This window comes from Candidatus Accumulibacter sp. ACC012 (genome assembly GCF_907163155.1).
Lineage (GTDB): Bacteria > Pseudomonadota > Gammaproteobacteria > Burkholderiales > Rhodocyclaceae > Accumulibacter > Accumulibacter delftensis.
Window position 1 is genome coordinate 516,108 of the sequence record NZ_CAJQUC010000002.1, and the last position, 18,996, is coordinate 535,103.

The 18,996-nt window shown below is 63.4% G+C and carries 17 protein-coding genes; 2 read left to right on the forward strand and 15 right to left on the reverse strand.

Annotation, left to right across the window (positions count from 1 at the left end):
- Positions 1 to 84: 84 nt before the first annotated feature.
- The 3 genes from radA to QZ648_RS02885 are packed head-to-tail and all read right to left on the reverse strand — an operon-like array spanning position 85 to position 3,484.
- Positions 85 to 1,467, reverse strand: coding sequence for a DNA repair protein RadA (radA, locus tag QZ648_RS02875; protein ID WP_291996046.1), 1,383 nt, complete (start codon positions 1,465 to 1,467; stop codon positions 85 to 87).
- A 2-nt stretch (positions 1,468 to 1,469) separates the two neighbouring features.
- Positions 1,470 to 2,582, reverse strand: coding sequence for an alanine racemase (gene alr, locus QZ648_RS02880; RefSeq protein WP_291996047.1), 1,113 nt, complete (start codon positions 2,580 to 2,582; stop codon positions 1,470 to 1,472).
- Complete coding sequence (locus QZ648_RS02885) at positions 2,582 to 3,484, reverse strand: LysR family transcriptional regulator (RefSeq protein WP_291996048.1); 903 nt, start codon at positions 3,482 to 3,484, stop codon at positions 2,582 to 2,584. The genes alr and QZ648_RS02885 overlap by 1 nt, the downstream gene beginning before the upstream one ends.
- Positions 3,485 to 3,665: 181 nt before the next feature.
- Between QZ648_RS02885 and lplT the strand changes: the two genes are divergently transcribed.
- On the forward strand, positions 3,666 to 4,928 hold the full coding sequence (gene lplT, locus QZ648_RS02890; RefSeq protein WP_291996049.1) for a lysophospholipid transporter LplT: 1,263 nt from the start codon (positions 3,666 to 3,668) through the stop codon (positions 4,926 to 4,928).
- Between the two features lie 142 nt (positions 4,929 to 5,070).
- Here lplT and ipdC read toward each other — a convergent pair whose 3' ends face one another.
- Positions 5,071 to 6,687 carry an indolepyruvate/phenylpyruvate decarboxylase gene (gene ipdC / locus QZ648_RS02895; RefSeq protein ID WP_169065591.1) on the reverse strand — a complete coding sequence of 539 codons (1,617 nt, stop codon included), beginning with the start codon at positions 6,685 to 6,687 and terminating at the stop codon, positions 5,071 to 5,073.
- A 121-nt stretch (positions 6,688 to 6,808) separates the two neighbouring features.
- Here ipdC and QZ648_RS02900 point away from each other — a divergent pair, with 121 nt between their 5' ends.
- Positions 6,809 to 7,336 carry an Lrp/AsnC family transcriptional regulator gene (locus QZ648_RS02900; protein WP_169065590.1) on the forward strand — a complete coding sequence of 176 codons (528 nt, stop codon included), beginning with the start codon at positions 6,809 to 6,811 and terminating at the stop codon, positions 7,334 to 7,336.
- A 204-nt stretch (positions 7,337 to 7,540) separates the two neighbouring features.
- On the opposite strand, the gene QZ648_RS02905 is transcribed toward QZ648_RS02900, so the two are convergent.
- From QZ648_RS02905 to QZ648_RS02955, 11 genes are all read right to left on the reverse strand, one after another.
- Entirely contained in the window at positions 7,541 to 8,038 is a 498-nt protein-coding gene (locus tag QZ648_RS02905) for a TPM domain-containing protein (protein WP_169065589.1), read from the reverse strand.
- On the reverse strand, positions 8,038 to 8,922 hold the full coding sequence (locus QZ648_RS02910; RefSeq protein WP_291996050.1) for a TPM domain-containing protein: 885 nt from the start codon (positions 8,920 to 8,922) through the stop codon (positions 8,038 to 8,040). Before QZ648_RS02910 ends, QZ648_RS02905 begins: the two co-directional genes overlap by 1 nt.
- A 13-nt stretch (positions 8,923 to 8,935) precedes the next feature.
- Positions 8,936 to 9,565 (reverse strand): LemA family protein, encoded by a 630-nt coding sequence (locus QZ648_RS02915; protein WP_169065588.1) that lies wholly within the window; start codon positions 9,563 to 9,565, stop codon positions 8,936 to 8,938.
- Between the two features lie 104 nt (positions 9,566 to 9,669).
- The gene (locus tag QZ648_RS02920) at positions 9,670 to 10,557 is read right to left on the reverse strand and encodes a uracil-DNA glycosylase (protein WP_169065587.1); all 888 of its coding nucleotides are present in this window, start codon (positions 10,555 to 10,557) and stop codon (positions 9,670 to 9,672) included.
- Positions 10,554 to 11,030 (reverse strand): ribosomal protein S18-alanine N-acetyltransferase, encoded by a 477-nt coding sequence (gene rimI / locus QZ648_RS02925; protein WP_291996051.1) that lies wholly within the window; start codon positions 11,028 to 11,030, stop codon positions 10,554 to 10,556. Before rimI ends, QZ648_RS02920 begins: the two co-directional genes overlap by 4 nt.
- Positions 11,027 to 11,713 carry a tRNA (adenosine(37)-N6)-threonylcarbamoyltransferase complex dimerization subunit type 1 TsaB gene (tsaB, locus tag QZ648_RS02930; RefSeq protein ID WP_169065586.1) on the reverse strand — a complete coding sequence of 229 codons (687 nt, stop codon included), beginning with the start codon at positions 11,711 to 11,713 and terminating at the stop codon, positions 11,027 to 11,029. The genes rimI and tsaB overlap by 4 nt, the downstream gene beginning before the upstream one ends.
- A gap of 229 nt (positions 11,714 to 11,942) precedes the next feature.
- Positions 11,943 to 15,032 (reverse strand): EAL domain-containing protein, encoded by a 3,090-nt coding sequence (locus tag QZ648_RS02935; RefSeq protein ID WP_291996052.1) that lies wholly within the window; start codon positions 15,030 to 15,032, stop codon positions 11,943 to 11,945.
- Between the two features lies 1 nt (position 15,033).
- Positions 15,034 to 16,356: a diguanylate cyclase gene (locus QZ648_RS02940; RefSeq protein ID WP_169065585.1), complete on the reverse strand. Its 1,323-nt coding sequence runs from the start codon at positions 16,354 to 16,356 to the stop codon at positions 15,034 to 15,036.
- A 107-nt stretch (positions 16,357 to 16,463) separates the two neighbouring features.
- Complete coding sequence (locus QZ648_RS02945; protein WP_169065584.1) at positions 16,464 to 16,913, reverse strand: response regulator; 450 nt, start codon at positions 16,911 to 16,913, stop codon at positions 16,464 to 16,466.
- Between the two features lie 2 nt (positions 16,914 to 16,915).
- Positions 16,916 to 17,116, reverse strand: coding sequence for a hypothetical protein (locus QZ648_RS02950; RefSeq protein WP_291996053.1), 201 nt, complete (start codon positions 17,114 to 17,116; stop codon positions 16,916 to 16,918).
- Positions 17,116 to 18,747, reverse strand: coding sequence for an ATP-binding protein (locus tag QZ648_RS02955; RefSeq protein WP_291996054.1), 1,632 nt, complete (start codon positions 18,745 to 18,747; stop codon positions 17,116 to 17,118). Before QZ648_RS02955 ends, QZ648_RS02950 begins: the two co-directional genes overlap by 1 nt.
- Positions 18,748 to 18,996 lie beyond the last annotated feature (249 nt).

The following is an 18,996-nucleotide window of genomic DNA, read 5'->3' on the forward strand; positions in this document are numbered from 1 at the left end:
ATCGTTCCGCCCGGTGAAGCCTGCGCCTTCCTGTGCTCGAACGGTCTCACTTGCAGCGCGCTTCCCCCACTCCGCATTGCGCTCTTATTCGAGGTCGCGCAGACGCTGTACGGCCTCTTCAACCCGCCGCACGGCGATCACTTCGATGCCGGCCAGGGGCTGTCTGGGGGCGTTGGCTTCGGGAATCACGGCGCGTGTAAAGCCGAGCTTGGCCGCTTCGCGAAGGCGTTCCTGGCCACGTGGCGCCGGACGTATCTCACCCGCCAGACCAACTTCACCAAACACAATAAGTTTCTCTGGTAATGCCTTGTTTTTAAGTGAAGAGACGATCGCCAACAAGACTGCCAGGTCCGCAGCCGGCTCGGCGATCTTGACGCCGCCGACCGCATTCACGAAAACGTCCTGATCGAAACAGACGATACCGGCGTGGCGGTGCAGCACGGCCAGCAGCATCGCCAGGCGCTGCGCATCGAGACCCACCGTCAGTCGCCGTGGATTGCCGTGCGCCTGGTCAACCAGCGCCTGGATCTCGACCAGCAGCGGCCGGCTACCTTCCTGGGTAACCAGCACGCAGGAACCGGGAACCTCGCTGCCGTGCGGCGACAGGAAAATCGCCGACGGGTTGCTGACACCTTTCAGCCCACGGTCGGTCATGGCAAAGACGCCGATCTCGTTGACCGCGCCGTAGCGATTCTTGACGGCGCGAATCAAGCGGAAGCTGGAATGCGTATCACCCTCGAAATAGAGCACCGTGTCGACGATGTGCTCGAGGACCCGCGGCCCGGCCAGAGCGCCCTCCTTGGTCACGTGCCCAACGAGGATCACCGTGATCCCGGTCTGCTTGGCCAAACGGGTAAGTTGCGCAGCGCATTCGCGCACCTGGGCGACCGATCCCGGCGCCGAATTGAGCTGCTCCGACCACAGCGTCTGGATCGAATCGATCACCGCCACCTGCGGCCGTTCGCTTTGCAGCGTGGCGAGGATTTTTTCAAGATTGATCTCGGCGAGCAGGCGCAAGTCGCCGGTCTCCAGCGCCAGCCGCCGCGCACGCATGGCAATCTGCTGGCCCGATTCTTCGCCACTGACGTAGAGCACATTGCGCGCCGGAGCCAAGGCCGCAAGCGCCTGCAGCAACAGCGTGCTCTTGCCGATTCCGGGATCGCCGCCGATCAGCACCACCCCGCCGGCAACCAGTCCGCCACCCAAAGCACGATCAAACTCGCTGATGCCGGTCGGCAGGCGATCTTCCTCGCGCGCTTCGATGGCCGAGAGGGTTTGTAGTCCTGCCGTGCCGCCAAGCGCCGCGAAGCGCCGCTGCTGGCCAGCAGCGACAGCTTCGGCAATGGTCTCGACGAGCGTATTCCAGACGCCGCAGCCCGGACACTGGCCTTGCCACTTGGCGGCGCTGGCACCGCATTCGGTACACGAAAAAACCGTCTTCCGGGCACCCCCCCCTACCCTGGCCACGCTCAAACTTCGACGACCGGCACACGCCGGGCCAGAGCACAGAACAGCTCGTAGCTGATGGTCCCGGCGGCACTGGCAACCTCGTCGGCTGGCAAGCCCTCGCCCCAAAGGACGACCGGACTATTCACCCCGGCGTCGGGCAACTCGGTGAGGTCGCAAGCGAGCATGTCCATCGACACCCGCCCCAGGGTCTGCGTGCGCCGGCCGGCGACGATGATCGGCGTGCCGCCCGGGGCGTGCCGCGGGTAGCCGTCGGCGTAGCCGCAGGCGACGATACCGACTCGCGTCGGCCCTGGCGCGACAAAGCTGCCACCGTAACCGACGCGTTCGCCAATGCCGATTTCCTGCACCGCCAGGATGCGGCTGTGCAACGTCATTACCGGTTGCAAGCCAAAGCTCGCAGCGTCCTCATCGGCGAACGGACTGCCACCGTAGAGCATGATCCCCGGCCGTGCCCAGTCGTGCGCGGTCTGCGGGTAGCGCAGGATGGCCGCCGAGTTGGCCAGCGAGACCGGAAAATTCGCAGCTGCCGGCCAGTCCGCGGTCATCGCCAGGAAACGCTCCAGCTGCCAGGCGATGCAGCGCTCGTCAGCGACGCCGTCCGCTTCAGCAAAGTGGGTCATCAGAGTCAGCGGGCCGAGTGCCGGCGCAGCCTCGAGTTCGCGCCGCACGGCCGGCAACTGGGCCGCCGTGATCCCCAGGCGATTCATACCGCTGTTGAGCTTCAGATAGATCGGCAGGTGCATGCTCGGCGTCGCCCGTGTCGCCTGCCGCAGCATCTGTAGTTGCTCGAGGCGGTGCACAACGACACTCAAGTCGTGGGCCGCGCAAACACTCAGATCGGCGGCCTCGAAAAAGCCTTCGAGCAGGAGAATCGGCTGCCGAATGCCGGCCTGGCGCAGGGCGATGGCCTCGTCGAGATCAAGCAGCGCGAAACCGTCAGCGACGTCGCCGAGTGCAGCAGCAGCGCGCAGCAGGCCATGCCCGTAGGCGTTGGCCTTGACCACCGCCCAGGCTTTCGCCTCGCGGTGCTGACGAGACGCGTATTGTCTGGCAACAAGATAATTGTGACGCAACGCCGGGAGGTCGATGCGCGCCTCGATCGGGCGCGGCATCAGGCAGGCAGCTCTTTGAGCTTGTTGCGGGCAAACTCGACGAAGCTCAAAACCACCTGCGAGCGGAAGCGCTCCTTCGGATAGACCAAGGACAGGCTGCGGGTCAGGCGCGGCCGCAAGGGAATGGCGACCAGCGTCCCCAGCTGCCGCTCCTTTTCGAAACTTGCCCGCGAGACAATCGAGAAGCCCAGCCCGGTCGCCACCACCCCCTTCAGGGCTTCCGGACTCGACAGCTCCATGACCGTCTTGAGCTCTTCGGGCTCGACGCCGCAGGCGCGCAGGTAGCCGTCGGTCACTTCGCGCGTGCTCGAACCCGGCTCACGAGCGACGAAGTCGTGCGCCAGCAGGCTGCGCGCCTCGACTTCGCGGCAGCTGGCCAGGGGGTGGCTGGGGGTACACACGATTTGCAGTTCGTCGTCGCCACAGCTTTCGCATTGCAGGCTCGGCAGGCTCACCGGCGACTCAATCAGGCCGATATCGAGCGTATGCGTAGCGATGGCGTTGCTGATCACGTCCGAATTACCAACCGTCAGCCGGACGCGCACCTGTGGATAACGCACATTGAATTCGCCGAGGATCGGCGGCAGCATGAACTCGGCAATCGTCGTACTGGCTCCGACAAGCAAGCTGCCGCTCATTTGCCCGGTCATTTCGGCGACACGAATATCCAGTTCTGCAGACAGTCCGAGGATGCGCTCGGCGTAGTCGAGCACCAGATCGCCCGCCGCAGTCAGCGAGATGCGCCCGCCACCGCGATCGAAGAGGCGGGTGTTGAAGCGCTCTTCGAGCTGCTTGATCTGAAAGGTCACGGCTGGCTGGGTCATGTGCAACGCCTCGCCCGCCTTGGTAAAAGACAGCCGCTTGGCCACAGCGTGAAAAACCTGCAGGCGACGATCCGCCATAAGTCCTCTCCCCCCTCACGGGTTATTTTTTGTATTCAAACACAAAACCGAGGCGCCGGCCAGAGCGAGCGGGCTCGCCCTGGTACGACGCGCGCCCTCGCTGCCGAGCGCCGCGCTAACAAGTCACGGTCTTTCATGGTATAAGCCCAGCATATCAAGAACAGCCCTTCCAGAACGCTCAATGCCCTTCGGTTTCTACATCATCATGGCCGCGCAGTTTTTTTCCGCGCTGGCCGACAATGTCCTGCTCATTGTAGCCATCTCGCTGCTGCGCGACATGCAGGCGCCGAGCGAATATGAGCCGCTGCTGAAGACTTTTTTTACGGTCTCTTACGTGCTCCTCGCCGCCTTCGTCGGCGCTTTTGCCGACTCGATGCCGAAGTGGCGGGTGATGTTCATCAGCAATGCCATCAAGATCGTCGGCTGCGCGATGATGTACTGGCAGGTGCACCCCCTGCTGGCCTATGCGGTGGTGGGTCTCGGTGCGGCCGCATACTCGCCGGCCAAGTACGGCATCCTGACCGAATACCTGCCGCACCGTCTGCTGGTCGTCGCCAACGGCTGGATCGAAGGATTGACCGTCGGCGCCATCATTCTCGGCGTCGTCATCGGCGGCCTGTTGATCCGACCGGACATCGCCGAGGCCCTACTGAGCCTGGATTTTCCGCTGCTCAACGCCGGCGTCGATACGGTTGGCGAAATGGCGATCTGTTTTGTTGCCGTTTTCTACGTCCTCGCCTCGCTCTTCAACCTCTACATCCCCGATACCGGCGTCGACCACCGCGTGCTGCACAAAAACCCCTTGTACCTGCTGCGCGAATTCAACCATTGCCTGCTCCTGCTCTGGCGAGACCGCCTCGGCCAGATCTCGCTGGCCGTCACCACTCTCTTCTGGGGTGCCGGCGCCACCCTCCAGTTCATCGTCATCAAGTGGTCGGAAAGCGCCCTGCAACTCGACCTCTCGAAGTCGAGCATGCTGCAGGGGGTGGTTGCGGTCGGGGTCGCGCTCGGCGCCGTCGGCGCCGCACGAATGATCACCTTGCGCAAAGCGGTGCGGGTAATTCCGCTGGGCATTGCCATGGGCATCATCGTCATGGTGATGAACTTCGTGCACCACACCTGGCTGGCGGTACCGCTGCTGATCCTGATCGGCGCCCTCTCCGGCTTCTTCGTGGTGCCAATGAACGCCCTGCTGCAGCACCGTGGCCACATCCTGATGGGAGCCGGCCACTCGATCGCGGTACAGAACTTCAACGAGAACCTGTCGATCCTGGCGATGACCGGGATCTACTACGTAATGATTCGCTCGGAGATGTCGATCTACCTGGTGATCACGCTTTTTGGCCTCTTCCTCAGCACCTCAATGTTCCTCGTCAAAGTCCGTCACCAGGCCAACCAACGGCAGCATGATGATGTGATTCACCTCGACGATAGCGCGCACTGAATTAATTGACGCGCCGGGCCGCAGCAGCACAGCCACCCTTCGCTGCCCAGACCACTTCTTACCGCCCCCGGCCCTTCTCCCGCAGAGGGAGAAGGGAGGTTCGTGAGTCGCGTGCGCGACTTACACAGAAAGCCACTCTACTTCACGCGTTGAGCTTCTTTACGCCGGCAACGAAGCGCGTCAGTGTTGCCGACAGGACACCGCGCGGAATGCTCAACTCGATCAGCTGAAAGCGACCACGCGTCGCCACCGCCTTGTCAAGCGCGGCTTTCAATGCGGCGCGGCTGCCCACCCGCTGCCCGTCACCGCCAAGTCCGGCCGCCATTTCGGCAAACCCCCAGTGCCCGAGGTCGTTGAACCGGGACTCCGGCTGGAAAGTGCGCAGCATTTCCCAACTGGCGTTGTTGAACAGCAGCACGATCGGATCCCAACCATAGCGCTGGCAGTTGCCGAGTTCCCAGCCGGTCATCTGGAAAGCCCCGTCACCGACCAGGATCAGCGGCCGTTGCCCGGTTGCCGCCTGCAAGCCCAGTCCGGCCGGTACCCCGAAGCCCATCGTCGCGTAGTAGCCCGGCGCGACCAGCGCCGTGTGTTCGATGTCCATGGCGGTGAACAGGCAGTCACCGATGTCCGAGGCAATCGGCAACTTGCCGTGCTCGGCCATGAGATCATTGACCGCGGCGGCGATATCGGTCGGCGTCAACGGCGCCTGATCGGCAAGCATCTTGCACGGGAAGCTGTGCGCCGCTAGCGAATAGCTGCGCGACGCGGCAGGAACCCTGTCGAGCAGACGATCGACCAGCGCCGTAAGGGGAATCTGCGCATAGCTATGGTAGCCGATGGTCACCTGCTCATCGAGCGCCTGGATCGTCTTGCGCAGATCGATCTTGCTCGCCGAAACACCAAAGTTGGTGTCGCAGACGATCACCCCGAGCAGGAACAGGCCATCCGAGGTCTCAACCAGTTCGGTCACCTCGGGCAGGCCGGCAACCCCCATGTAGGTACCGAGCAGTGGCGCATCGGCGTCCGCCAGGAGGCCGCGCCCCATGAAACTGGTGACCACCGGGAGTTCCAGACGGCGTGCCAGTTCGGCGACGCGCGCCTCGAGCCCAAAGCGGCGCACCTCGACGCCAACCATCAAGGCCGGCCTGCTCGCGCGCTGCAGGCGCGCGCGAATTTCCTCGACGCAGGCATCGAGCGCCTCGTCGTCGACCGCCGCAGCGGGCATCGCCACTACCGACGCACAGGCCTGAGCGACCATGTCCCGCGGCAGTTCGATGTATACCGGCCGCGAGTAGCGCCGACAATTGGCGAGCACGCGCGCGATGTCACTCGGCGCCCGCTCGGCATCGTCGAGTCGTACCTGGTCGCAAGTGATTTCCCGGAAGATCTGGAACTGCGAGTCGAGCGTCTTGGCCTGATGGTGCAAGAGCAGCCCGGCCCTCGACTCGTTCTTGCCGGGCCCACCGGAGAGGACCACTAGCGGCGACTTTTCCGCGTACGCTGCCGCCACCGGGTTGACCATGTTCAGCGCGCCAGCGCCGTAGGTCACCGCCGCGACGCCAAGCCCACCGAGGATGCGCGCCGCAGCATCGGCCGCGAAGCCAACGCCGGGTTCGTGCGACAGGGTGTACAGTGGCAAGATCTGCGACTCCTCGATGATCTTGAAGAAGGGCAGCGCGAAATCGCCAGGGATGCCGAAGATCTGGCGGGCGCCGTGCGCCTTGAGAGCCAGCAGCAGGGATTCGGTGAGGTTCATGAGCAGGTCTCCGATGTCGTCACAAGATAATACTGATGACCGCAACAGCACGCATGAAGTGTTGGATATTTTTCCGGACATCCTTATAATGCGCACACTTCATGCATAGATTGGGCAATTCATGTCAAAGATCACCATCGACCGCTACGATCTTGCACTTCTCGACGCACTACAGAGGAAAGGCAACGCCACCAACGCAACTCTCGGCGAGCAGATCAAGCTGTCCGCGTCGCAGATCAGCCGTCGCATCCAGCGGCTCGAAGAAGACGGCATCATCGCCGGCTACGTCGCTTTGCTCGCCCCCGCTGCACTCGGCCTTGGCGTCACTGCCTTTGCGCAGGTGATCCTCGAGAGCCATGGCGACAGCGCCAGCGAAACCTTTGAAAGCGCAGTAGCGGCAATGCCGGAAGTCATCGATTGCTACTCGATCAGTGGCGACGCCGACTACATGCTGCGTATCCTCGTTCCAGATCTGGCTTCGTTTTCCGAACTGATGATGAAAAGCCTGCTCTGCCTGCCCGGTGTCGCGCGCATCAAGACCAGCATCGCCCTGCAAAATGTCAAACAGACGCACGTCCTGCCGCTCGGTCACCTGACACAGCCCAGCAAGCCCCGCCAGCGCGTCCGCTACGCCGACGCCGAGAACTAAGGCGATTTCTGTCAAAGAACATACCATCTTGCTTGTCTTTTCGCCCGTCTTCTGTGTTGCGACAACAGTTACATAGTTCGACTATGTGCCTGTTGTCGCGCCTTGAAGCCGACCGAAAATCCGGCGCAATCTGGTACGTTCTTTTCCGGCAATCGCCTAAGACGATTGCCGGAAAGGGACGGACTGTTCTTTTACAGAAATCGCCTAAAGCAGCAGCGGCGCATTGGGCAGCTCGTTGGCGTTGTCGCCCGGCGCCGGGAAGTGCTCACGCAAGGCTTCGGTAATCGTTGTCAGCGCCAGCAGCACACCGTTCTCGAAATCCCCGGCGCGGAAGGCGTCTTCCATCTGCCGGCAGACCGCATCCCAGAACGGCCGACCGACGCGGCGATCGATGCCCCGGTCAGCGACGACCTCGACCCGCCGGTCGATCAGTTGCAAATAGACCAGTACGCCGCTGTTGTGCTCCGTATCCCACACACGCAGCTGCGAAAACAGATCGATCGCCCGCAGCCGCGGCGTCTGCCCGCGCCAGAGGTCGGGCAGCGAGAGATTGCCTTCAACCACCAGCCGCAATTCGCCAAGATGCACTGACTCGGAAGTCGCGATCACGCTTTCGAGCCGTTGCAACAGGGGTCGCGAAAACACGCGCCGGACCCACCAGTCGGGCAGGATCGTGTGGCGCAGCAGTCTTGTCAATTCCATCACCAGCCCCCCGAAGCGCCGCCGCCACCAAAACCCCCACCACCGCCTGAAAAGCCACCGCCGCCCCTGCCACTCCCGCCCCCTCGCCGACCACCCCACGACACGCCGCCCGGAATTCCCCCCCGAGCGCCGGCGATACCGACCAGCAGCGAAACGAAGAAGGCGACGACGGCGATGATCGCCGCGACCAGCAGCGACGAGAGCAAGAAGGAGGCAATCACGCCAGCGGCGGCAGCAACCATCCCGGCCGCCAGAAAACGCCCGAAAATGGCGCGCAGCATAGCGCCAACGACAAACACCAGGATAAAGCCGGCAAAGAGCAGGGTCTCGAAACGGTCGCCGCTGTCGGACTTGGACGCGCGCGCGACGGGAGCCGGCAAGGGCTCGCCGGCGACGACCTTGAGCATCGCCTCGATGCCGGCATCAACGCCGCCGTAAAAATCCCCCTGCTTGAAGCGCGGCGTGATGAGCTCGCTGATGATGCGTTTCGCAGTCGCGTCATTGAGCGCGCCCTCGAGGCCGTAGCCCACTTCGATACGCAGGCGTCGGTCCTCCTTGGCGATCAGCAACAAGGCGCCGTCGTCGATTCCCTGGCGACCCAGTTTCCAGGCCTCGGCGACGCGCAGCGCGTACTGCTCGATGGCCTCGGGTTTGACCGAGGCGACGATCAGGACTGCGATCTGCGCCCCTTTCTGACGATCGAGCGCTGCCAGCTTGCCGTCGAGCGCGGCCCTTTGCTCGCCGGTCAGCGTGCCGGTCAGGTCGGTGACCGGCGCCGCCAGCACCGGTATCGCCTGCTCTGCGCCAGCGGCAAAAGCGGCGCCAAACAGCAAGAACAGGCTCAGCAGCCAGCCTGGCAGGCAGGAGGCAGGTAGACGGGACATTGCTCGACAGACCTTAGTTCACGCCTGCCGGCGCAGGCTTGCCGGCACCCAGTGGCGCCGAAAAATCAACTTTCGGGGCCGTCGAGATTGCTTTCTCGTTGTCGACCGTGAAGTTCGGCTTGACCGCGTAGCCAAAAATCATCGCCGTCAGATTGTTCGGAAAAGTGCGCACCGAGACGTTGTAGCCCTCGACCGCCTTGATGTAGCGATTGCGCGCCACCGTAATCCGATTCTCGGTTCCTTCGAGCTGCGCCTGCAGGTCACGGAAAGCGGCGTCCGCCTTCAGTTGCGGATAATTCTCGGCGACCACCAGCAGCCGCGACAGGGCGCTGGACAAGCCGGCCTGCGCCTGCTGGAATTTGGCAAAGGCAGCCGGATCATTGACCAATTCCGGCGTTGCCTGAATACCGCCCACCTGCGCCCGCGCCTGTGTCACCTGCGTGAAGACTTCCTTCTCGTGGCTGGCGTAGCCCTGTACGGTGCTGACCAGGTTGGGAACCAGGTCGGCTCGCCGCTGATACTGGTTGATGACTTCCGACCAGGCCGACTTCACCGCCTCGTCAGCGCTCTGAAAGGTGTTGTAGCCGCAGCCCGAGAGCAGGCTGGCAAGCAGGACGAGGACAGCCAGAAAACGAATGCGCATGACGGTTTCCTTTTACGGGAATAGACAGACTGAAGACCAAGGCGTGGAATTCGGGGGTGTGCTCCCTACCCTCCCCGCCCGTCGAACGATTCCGGTCATGATCGTTAGGCCGGTAGAGAAGCAGGAGTCGTGGCGGCGCGCATCAACATCCGCGCCCGGCACAGATCCTCCCAGGCCTTGGCCTTGTCTTGCAAGGTGCGCAAGAGATAGGCCGGATGATAGCTGACCAGGACCGGGATCGCCGTTTCGGCATTGTCCGCATCCCGATACTCGAAGGTCTTGCCGCGCATGCTGGCCAGCGAACCGCTATCGCCGAGCACGGCATTCGCCGCCGCCCGCCCCAGGAGAACGATCAGACGTGGCTGGATCAGCGCGATCTGGCGCCGCAGATAGGGCGCACAGGTGGCGATCTCGGCGCTCTCCGGCGTACGATTGCCGGGTGGGCGACACTTCACGGCGTTGGCTATGTAGACGTTCTCGCCGCGCTGCAAGTCGATCGCCGCGAGCATGGCATCGAGAAGTTGGCCGGCGGGTCCGACAAAGGGCTCGCCGCGAGCGTCTTCCTCGACCCCCGGGCCCTCGCCGATGAACAACCACTCGGCACGCCTGTCGCCAACGCCAAGTACCGCCTGCCGACGCTCCTCGCAAAGGCCGCAGGCGCGACACTCGGCAACGCTGTGCCGCAATCCGTCCCAGTCCAGACGCGCAATCTGCTGCTCCCGGTCGACGGCCGGCAGCGCCGCACTACTGGCGACCGGCGCTGGGGCGAGCACCTCGACCGCCTCGACCGCCTCGACCACTTCAAACACCTCAACCGCCGCTGTCGCGTCGCCTGCCACGGCCAGAATCGCAGTTGGCGGTGGAGCGAGCGCTGCCTTGCCTGCTCGCCCCGCCAGCGCTTGCTCGCGCAGCCGCCACTGCGACGACAGGCCCATCTCGTGCAACAACTGCCGGCGCGTCAAACCCGTGCCGTGAGGATTTCCGTCGCTCATGCCGAGACCTCTTCAAGGATGTGCTGCAGTACCAGCGCGTCTTCGCGTCCGGCTTCGGCCGCGTAGTAGCCGCGCCGTACGCCGATCTGCTGAAATCCAAAATGCTGATAGAGAGCCAGGGCCCTGGCGTTTGACGGCCGCACTTCGAGCAACAGCACTGTCGCTCCGGCCCGACGCGCCGAAGCAATGGCGTGGCGCAGCAGATGCGCGCCAAAACCCGCTCCTTGCCATTTCTCGCTGACACTCAGGTTGAGCAGGTGCGCTTCATCCACCGCCAACATCACCACGAAATAGCCGATCAGTTCGGCGGCGAGTCGGCAGCCCCAGACACTGTAGCCGGCGGCGATTGAATCAACGAAGTTGCCGCGCGTCCAGGGAAACGGATAAATGCGCTGCTCGACGGCCAGCATTTCGTCGATATCGCCATGCCTCAGCGGCAGTACCTCCACCTGTGCCGCCAGCACCGCGTTCACGCCTTGCCACCATTGGCCAGGCGCTCGGCCACCGTCTGCGCCACTTTGTTGCGCACATACAGCGGCGCCGCGTCGGCCGCGTCGACCATCTCCCCGCGCGCCAGGCGTAGCGCGGCGATGCGTGCCACAGCCCCCGCGTCGGGCATCAATTCCGGCTGCCACTCCTGCACGTACGGCGCCAGACGCTCGCGCAAGAGCGGATACGCCTTCAGTCCATTGCCACACGCCAGCCAGCCGGTGGACTCCGGAAGCGGCAGAGCCGACGGATGAGCGACAGCGACCGTCGCCAAGGCCACGCCATCCGCATAGCAAGCGTAATAGACCTCGCCCATGCGTGCGTCGAGCACGACGATGACGCGCTGGCCCGCGCTGCTCAAGGCCATCGCCTCGAGGGTGCCAACCGGAACGACCGGCAGCTGATGGGCAACGGCCAGCCCCTGCGCGACACCGCAGGCGACCCGCAGACCGGTAAACGAGCCGGGGCCGGCCGCAAAGGCGATCGCGTTCAAGTCGGCAAGGCGCAGCCCCGCTTCGTGCAGCGTCGCCCGGATCAGCGGCAGCAGCGTTTCAGAGTGCGCAACGCCGATCGGGCAAGCACGGCGCAACAGCTCGCCCTCGCGCCACAGGGCGATGCTGCCAAGCTCGGTCGAGGTCTCGATAGCAAGCAGATTCATGGCGCGCATTTTACTCGCACTGCTCGCCGACGTCGCCTGAGTCGCACGGCGTGGCGCACTGCCGATGCCCGTTTGCTTCGCTTAATGTGAAAGTCGCGCAAGCGACTCACGAAACTCCCTTCTCCCCTTGCGGGAGAAGGGGCAGGGGAAGAGGGAAACGGTCATGACTTTCATGATTTGGGGTGTCTCCACGTGTCATGACCGTTAATGTGCGCGCCGGGAATCGCACCCGCTTGCCTTACGAGCCCCTCAGGAAGGCGTCGAAATCGGCCACCGGTAGCGGCCGGCTGAAGAGGTAGCCTTGATAGGCGTGGCAGCCCTGCGCCGCCAGCGCGTCGCGTTGCTCGATCGTTTCCACACCCTCGGCGATCACCGCCAGGCCAAGCGTGCTGGCCAGCGCGATAATCGTGCGCGCGATCACCTCGTCATTGGGATCGGTGAGCAAATCCCGCACAAAGGACTGGTCGATCTTCAACTGATCGAGCGGCAGGCGCTTCAGGTACGACAGCGACGAGTAGCCGGTGCCGAAATCGTCCAGCGAAAAACCGACACCGTGGCTTTTCAGGGTGCTCATCCTGACGATCATTTCCTGGACGTTGTCGAGCAACATGCTTTCGGTCAGTTCGAGCTTCAGCTGCCGTGGATTCGCGCCGCTGCTGGCCAGAACGGCCAGTACCTGGTCGACGAAGTTCGGCTGCCGGAACTGCCGCGCACTGACGTTGACCGAAACCGTCAACTGCTCTCGTCCCGGCTGCGCCGCCCAGACTGCCAACTGTGCGCAGGCGGTTTCCAGCACCCACAGGCCCAGTGGCAGAATCAGCCCTGTCTCCTCGGCGAGGGGAATGAACTCGGCCGGTGAGACGAAGCCACGCTGCTGATGCCGCCAGCGAAGCAGCGCTTCAGCGCCGATGACGGCGCCGGCGGCATCCACCTGCGGCTGGTAGAAAAGAAGCAACTGCCGCTTTTGCAGCGCTTCGCGCAAGTCTTTCTCAAGGCTGGCGCGCTCAGTCACCACTGCCTGCATTTGCGGATCAAAGAAGCGCAAGGTATTGCGGCCCTTGTTCTTGGCTTCGTACATCGCCAGATCCGCCCGCTTCATCAGTTCGTCGACGCCGTGGTGCGCGCTCCCAAACAGGGTGATGCCAACGCTCGCCGTATTGTGATACTCGTGGCCGTCCAGATCGTAGGGGCAGTAGAGCGCGGCGAGGATTTTCTCGCCGATGTGGCTACTCTGAGCAACGGCTTCCTGCGCACGCTGGCCAAGATCCTCGAGCATGACGACAAACTCGTCACCACCCAGGCGGGCAACGGTGTCGCGTTCGCGAACGCAGGCCTTCAGCCGTTTGCCAACCTGCTGCAGGAGGTGATCGCCCATGTCGTGCCCGAGGGTGTCGTTGAGCATCTTGAAGTTGTCGAGGTCGATGAACAGCAGAGCACCTTGCCGGCCCCTGCGCGCGCTGGCCGCCAGCGCCTGGCGCAGACGGTCGTGCAGCAGGCGGCGGTTGGGCAGGCCGGTCAGTGCGTCGTAGAAGGCGAGATGCCGAATCTCCTCCTGGTCCGCCTTGCGCATGGTGATGTCGGTCAGCGTGGACACGTAATTGGTCACTTGCTCGTCGCTGTCCCTGACTGCCGAAATGGTCAGCCATTCGGGGTAGATCTCGCCATTCTTGCGGCGGTTCCAGATCTCGCCCTGCCAGGTTCCCGTGCGCTCGAGCGTGTCGCGCATCGCCGCATAGAAGGTCGCCTTGTGGCGGCCCGAACTGAGCAGTTTGGGCGTCCGCCCGACACAGTCGTCAGCGCTGTAGCCGGTGATCTCGGTAAACGCCTGATTGACGCGCAAAATGACGCCGAAGGCATCGGTGATGAACATCCCCTGCTGCGACTCGAAGGCCGTTGCGGCAATCCGCTCCTGTTGCTCGGCCTGCTTCTTGTCGGTCACGTCGTGCGATACGACGACCACGCGGCTCACCTGACCGCTCTTGTCGTTGATCACTTTTCCGGCCGACGCCATGTGCCGAACGGTGCCGTCGTGGTGCATCAGACGGTACTGTAGTTCCTGGCCAACGCCGGTCCTTGCCGTCAGCCTGAACGCTTCGATCACCCGCTGACGATCATCCGGATGGACGTCGGCGAATGAATCGCTGCCCAGCAAGTCTCTGTTAGCGCCAAAGAACTGCCGATACGAAGGACTGTTGTAGAGCCGTCGCCCTTCGAGATCGAGGACCGCGATGTGTTCGCCGATACTCTCCGAAATCAGTCGAAAGAACTCGCGTTGCTCACGCAGGCTGGCTTCCAGCTCCTTGCGCTCGGTAATGTCCTGGGTCGTACCGACACTGCGCAGCGGTTTGCCGGTGTCGTCGAACTCGACCTCGGCGTGCTGTGCGATCCAGCGCTCCGACGCAGCGACCACGATGCGCAACTCAACGGCGCTGGGTTTCCCCGCCAAGGCCTTTTCGCTGGCTTGCTGCAGCGCCTGGCGATCATCGACATGCACCCGCGCCATGAACGCTTCAATGCTGCCGATTGTGCCTTCGGGAACGGCAAAGATGCGGCAGGTCTCGGCGGACATTCTGATCTGACCGCTGCCCAGGTCGATGACCCAGCTACCAACCCGGGCGACCGCCTGCGCGCGCTCGAGCTCGGCTTTGCTGCCCTGGACCTCGGCGGTACGCTGTGCCAGATCGCTGCCCAATCGGCGCACGTCATCAATGCGTTGCCGGTACGAGCGCGTCAGGAAGATGATCAACAGCATCGCCACGACGACGCAGGTGATCTGCACCAGGCCGTAGAGGATGCTTGGCGTTGGCGGCTGGGGCGGCAGCAGTGCCGAGAGATCGGCCGCCACAAAGCCAATAATCACGGTCGCCGTCAGGGCCGCGAGAACGACTGCCGTGCGTGTGCCCAGCAGCCAACCACCCATTAGAATCAGCACCGGGTAGGCAATTATCGGCAACGCCCGGACTCCCCCGAAGAACGGCGAGAGGACGGTCACGGCCAACCACATGCCCCAGATCAATGCCGCCAGCGCAGCGCGCACCCGACCGCTGTTGAGCAGCCACAAGGCAGTGCTTGCCAGCAGCACCATGGCTGCTGGCCCAACAGCCCGCCGGGGCTGATCCGGAATGAGCAGCAGCATGGTCAGCAGCATGCATGCTGCCGCAAGAACAATGGCCCAGGCGGTGTACTTGAGGAAGCTTAGCGAAGGAAGCCAGCTCCGTGGCTGTTCATCGTCTTGTTCGAGCAAGCGCGAGAACGGCCCCTCCCCACCGTTTGCCGATGGCGCTCGGCGAATGTCCGGGGGGTCAGCCTGTCGCTGCGTGTCGGCCAAGTTAAGCCCTTGTCGTTTCAGCGAGTTCGCGGAAGAAACGGTAGCAGCCACGACCTGCTTTCTTGGCGTGGTACATCGCCGTATCAGCGTTCTTCAACAGCCCACTGACCTCGTCGCCGTGCTGCGGATAGACGGCGATGCCGATGCTCGTCGAGATCGTGATGTGGTGCGGACCGATAACGAACGGACGCATGACCGCCGTGAGGATTTTGCGGGCCACCACTGCAGCATCGGCAGCCTGGTCGATCTGCGCCAGCAGGACCACGAATTCGTCACCGCCGAGACGTGCAACGGTGTCCGAATTCCTCGGCACGCAGCCGCGCAGACGCAGGGCGACCTCCTTGAGCAGCAGATCACCGATATCATGACCCAGGGTGTCGTTGACCGGCTTGAAATCGTCCAGATCGAGAAACATCACCGCCAATGTTCCTTGCTCCCTGCGCACCTGTGCCAGCGACTGGAACAAACGGTCGCTGAGCAGCATGCGATTGGGCAGATCGGTGAGCTGGTCGTGGTGGGCAAGATGCTGAACACGCTCGTCGGTGGCCTTGCGTGCGGAGATGTCCTGCATGACGGCGACAAAGTGGTGAATATTTCCGTCGCCACCGGTCACTGGGGAAATGGTCAGCGCCGCGTCAAAGTGGCTTCCGTTCTTGCGCCGGTTGACGAGCTCGCCGGTCCATACGCGCCCGACCAGAATGGTCTGCCACATGCCCTCGTAGAAGCGCCGGTCCTGCTTCCCGGAGTTGAGCATCGCGCCGGGATTACGGCCGACGACTTCCGACATCGTGAAGCCGGTGATCTCCGTAAAAGCGGGATTGGCCCACGTGATCGCCGCGGTCACGTCGGTGATCATGATGCCGCTGGCCACAGCGTTGAGGGCCGCGTCGAACAGGCGCAGGCGTGATTCGAGTTTCTGGCGAACCAGCGCATGCCGTATCGCCCGTCCCAGTGCATCCTGCTGGAACAACTGCCCCTTGGCCAGATAGTCCTGCGCCCCTGCGTGCAGAGCGGCCTCGGCGAGTTGATGGTCATCCTGACCGGTCAGGACAATGATCGGAACAGCGGGAGCCGTCGCACGCATCGCTTCCACGGTGGCGATTCCGGACGAATCGGGCAAGGACAAGTCGAGCAGTATCACGTCGGGTTTGCTGACCGCGGCGGCAGCCATCCCGTCGGCGAGTGTTGACGCCCAGATCACGGGGTCGTCCTGGCCCATGCTGCGCAGGCCAGCAAGGCGCACATTGGTTCGGATCAGTCCCAGATCGCCGGGATCGTCTTCGATCACCAGAATCGAGATGGGCCGTCGGGTCGACTTGTTCATCCGCTACTCTCCGTCTCTCCCTCGTCGAGCATCGCCGGGCTGATCCGCAACATATGCTCGATGTTCATCATGGCGATGCCCGCTGCGCGTTGGTCAGTGCTCATTGCTCATCGATTTTCGGGCAACCTTACCAGAGAGAGCCAGTAGTCGGTCAGTTGACCGATCTCGACGATGAATTCACTGATGTCGAGGGGCTTGGTGATGTAGCCAGCGGCACCGAGGCGGTAGCTGTCGCGAACGTCGCGATCGACTTCCGAGGTACTCAGGACGACGACCGGGATGTCACACAAGACAGGATCGCCCTTGATCGCGGCAAGGAACTCGCGGCCGTTCATGCGCGGCATATTCAGATCGACCAAAATCAGGTCAGGACGGACAGCCAGGGCAAAACGCCGACCCTGCCGGTGCAGATACTCGAGCGCCTCACGACCATCAAGAACGTGCTGCAGATCGACGCAAATGCGGTTTTCGGTCAATGCCAAACTCAGCAGATGCGCGTCAGCCGGCTCATCCTCGGCGAGGAGAATAACAAAGGGGAAACTGCGTTTGCCGATCATCTTCATTTCCCTCTATGCGGCTGGCAGCGGCCGTGCGCAGCGACCATGCTGCACAAGGCGTTGGCGGCGGCGAGGCGATTGGCGAGGGTCGACAACAGTGCTTGCAGCAGCGGCTCGACAGCGCAGCTGGCAATCGTACCACGGGCCTGATCGGCGGCGAGATAGCGTTGTTGCCGCATGGCGGGCAGCTCAGCCGCGGTCATCAGCCGCCATCCCCGGCGAGGGGCAAGGATACGCAGAAGCGGCTCCCCTGCCCGTCACCCGCCGACTCGGCCCAGATACGTCCCCCATGATGCTCGGCAATCTTGCGACACAGCGCCAGGCCCACACCACTGCCTTCGTAATTGGCGCGGCTCTGCAAGCGCTGGAATACCTGAAACAGTCGGCCGAGCTGCCCCGGGTAAATACCGACGCCATTGTCGGCAACGCTCAGGCACCACTGCCCGCGCGCCACCCGGCTGGCCACCCGGATCTCGGGGCAGCGCCCGGCAAGGCGGAATTTGGCGGCGTTGGCGATCAGGTTCTGCAGCAGGCGCAGGATCTCGTCGGGACGCACCCAGGCGCGTGGCCAATGGCCGCGCACACTGATCTTCGCTTGCGCCTCGGCGATCGCCGGCTGCAGGAAAAGCAGGGCTTCGTCGACGATGGCTCGCGTTTCCAGCCACGCGGGGGGCTCACCCAAGCGACCGACACGCGAGTATTCGAGCAATGCAACCAGCATCTGATCGAGGCGGCGGGCACCGTCGATGGCGAATTTGAAATGCTCGCGCTGCTCGCCGTCGAGCTGCTCGGCGAGACTGATCCCGAGCAACTGCATGTAACTGGCGACCATTCGCAAAGGCTGGCGCAGATCGTGCGAAATGGCATAGCTGAACTGCTCGAGTTCGGCGTTCGAGCGCTTCAACTCCTCCTCGGCCTGCTTGCGTTCAGTGATGTCCTGAGTGGTTCCCAGGCAACGCAGCGGAGCGCCGTCGGCGGCGCGGCTCAGATCCGCCTGTTGGCGAACATGGCGCACTGTCTCGCCGACCATGATCCGGTGTTCGTGCTGGAAGACCGTGCCCGCGGCCATTGTCGCCTGCCATGCCTCCTCGACCGCGGCGCGGTCGTCCGGATGGACGCGCGCCAGATAGCTCTGGTAACTACCCACCGTCCCGGCGCACAGTCCAAAGATGCGGCAGGTTTCCGCCGACAGGCGCATTTCGTTGCGGCCCAGCTCGTAAGTCCAGCTGCCGACATGGGCGACCGACTGGGCACGGATCAAATTACTCTCGCTCTCGCGCAGAACCACCAGGGTCGCGTCCAGCTCTTGCACCTTCTGATGAAGGTCTGCCTGGAGGCTTTCCTGCTCGCGCATCAAGCGATGTGCGCGGATGGCGGAATGCACGGCAACGAAAATCCGCTCGGCGCTCAGTTCCGACTTGAGCAGATAGCCGTCGATCTGGTAGTCGCTGACCACCTGTCGCTGTGGCGCGTAACCCGCTTGCCCAGTAATCAGAACGATCTGCACACTACGCCGGGCCAGCTCGTCGCGGATGTAGCGCACCAGATCGAGACCGGCGCGGTCGCTTTCCATGACCACGTCGAGCAGGATCAGGGCGATGTCCGCGTGGGCAGTCAGCGCCAGTTTCGCCTCCTCCGCCGAGAGCGCATCGAATAGCCGCAGCCCACGTCCGTCAATGCGTACGTCGTCCAGGGCCAGGTGGAGAACGGGGTGCACGTCAGGCTCGTCGTCGACCAACAGCACTTTCCAGGGTTCACCAGCGGGCGCCAGGTCAACCGACGCCGCGGCGGGCAAGCCGGCAAGCCAGTTGGCATCATCGATCATCTCGGGCATTGCGAAGACTCCTGTAGAAAACCGGTCTGCTGGCGGGGAACAGAGGGACCGGCGGCGGTACACTGCAGACTATTACGACACCAGCGCAGATTTCTTTAGGCGATGGCCGGAAAAGGACGACCCAGATTGTGGCGAATTTTCCGGGCCGGCAGAGACCCGCTTGTGCGCACCCGCGCACAATCCTGTGAGCAGCGCGCGCCTGCTGCCTGGGAAAAGACACTCTGTTACAATCTCGCTCTTGTTCGACGC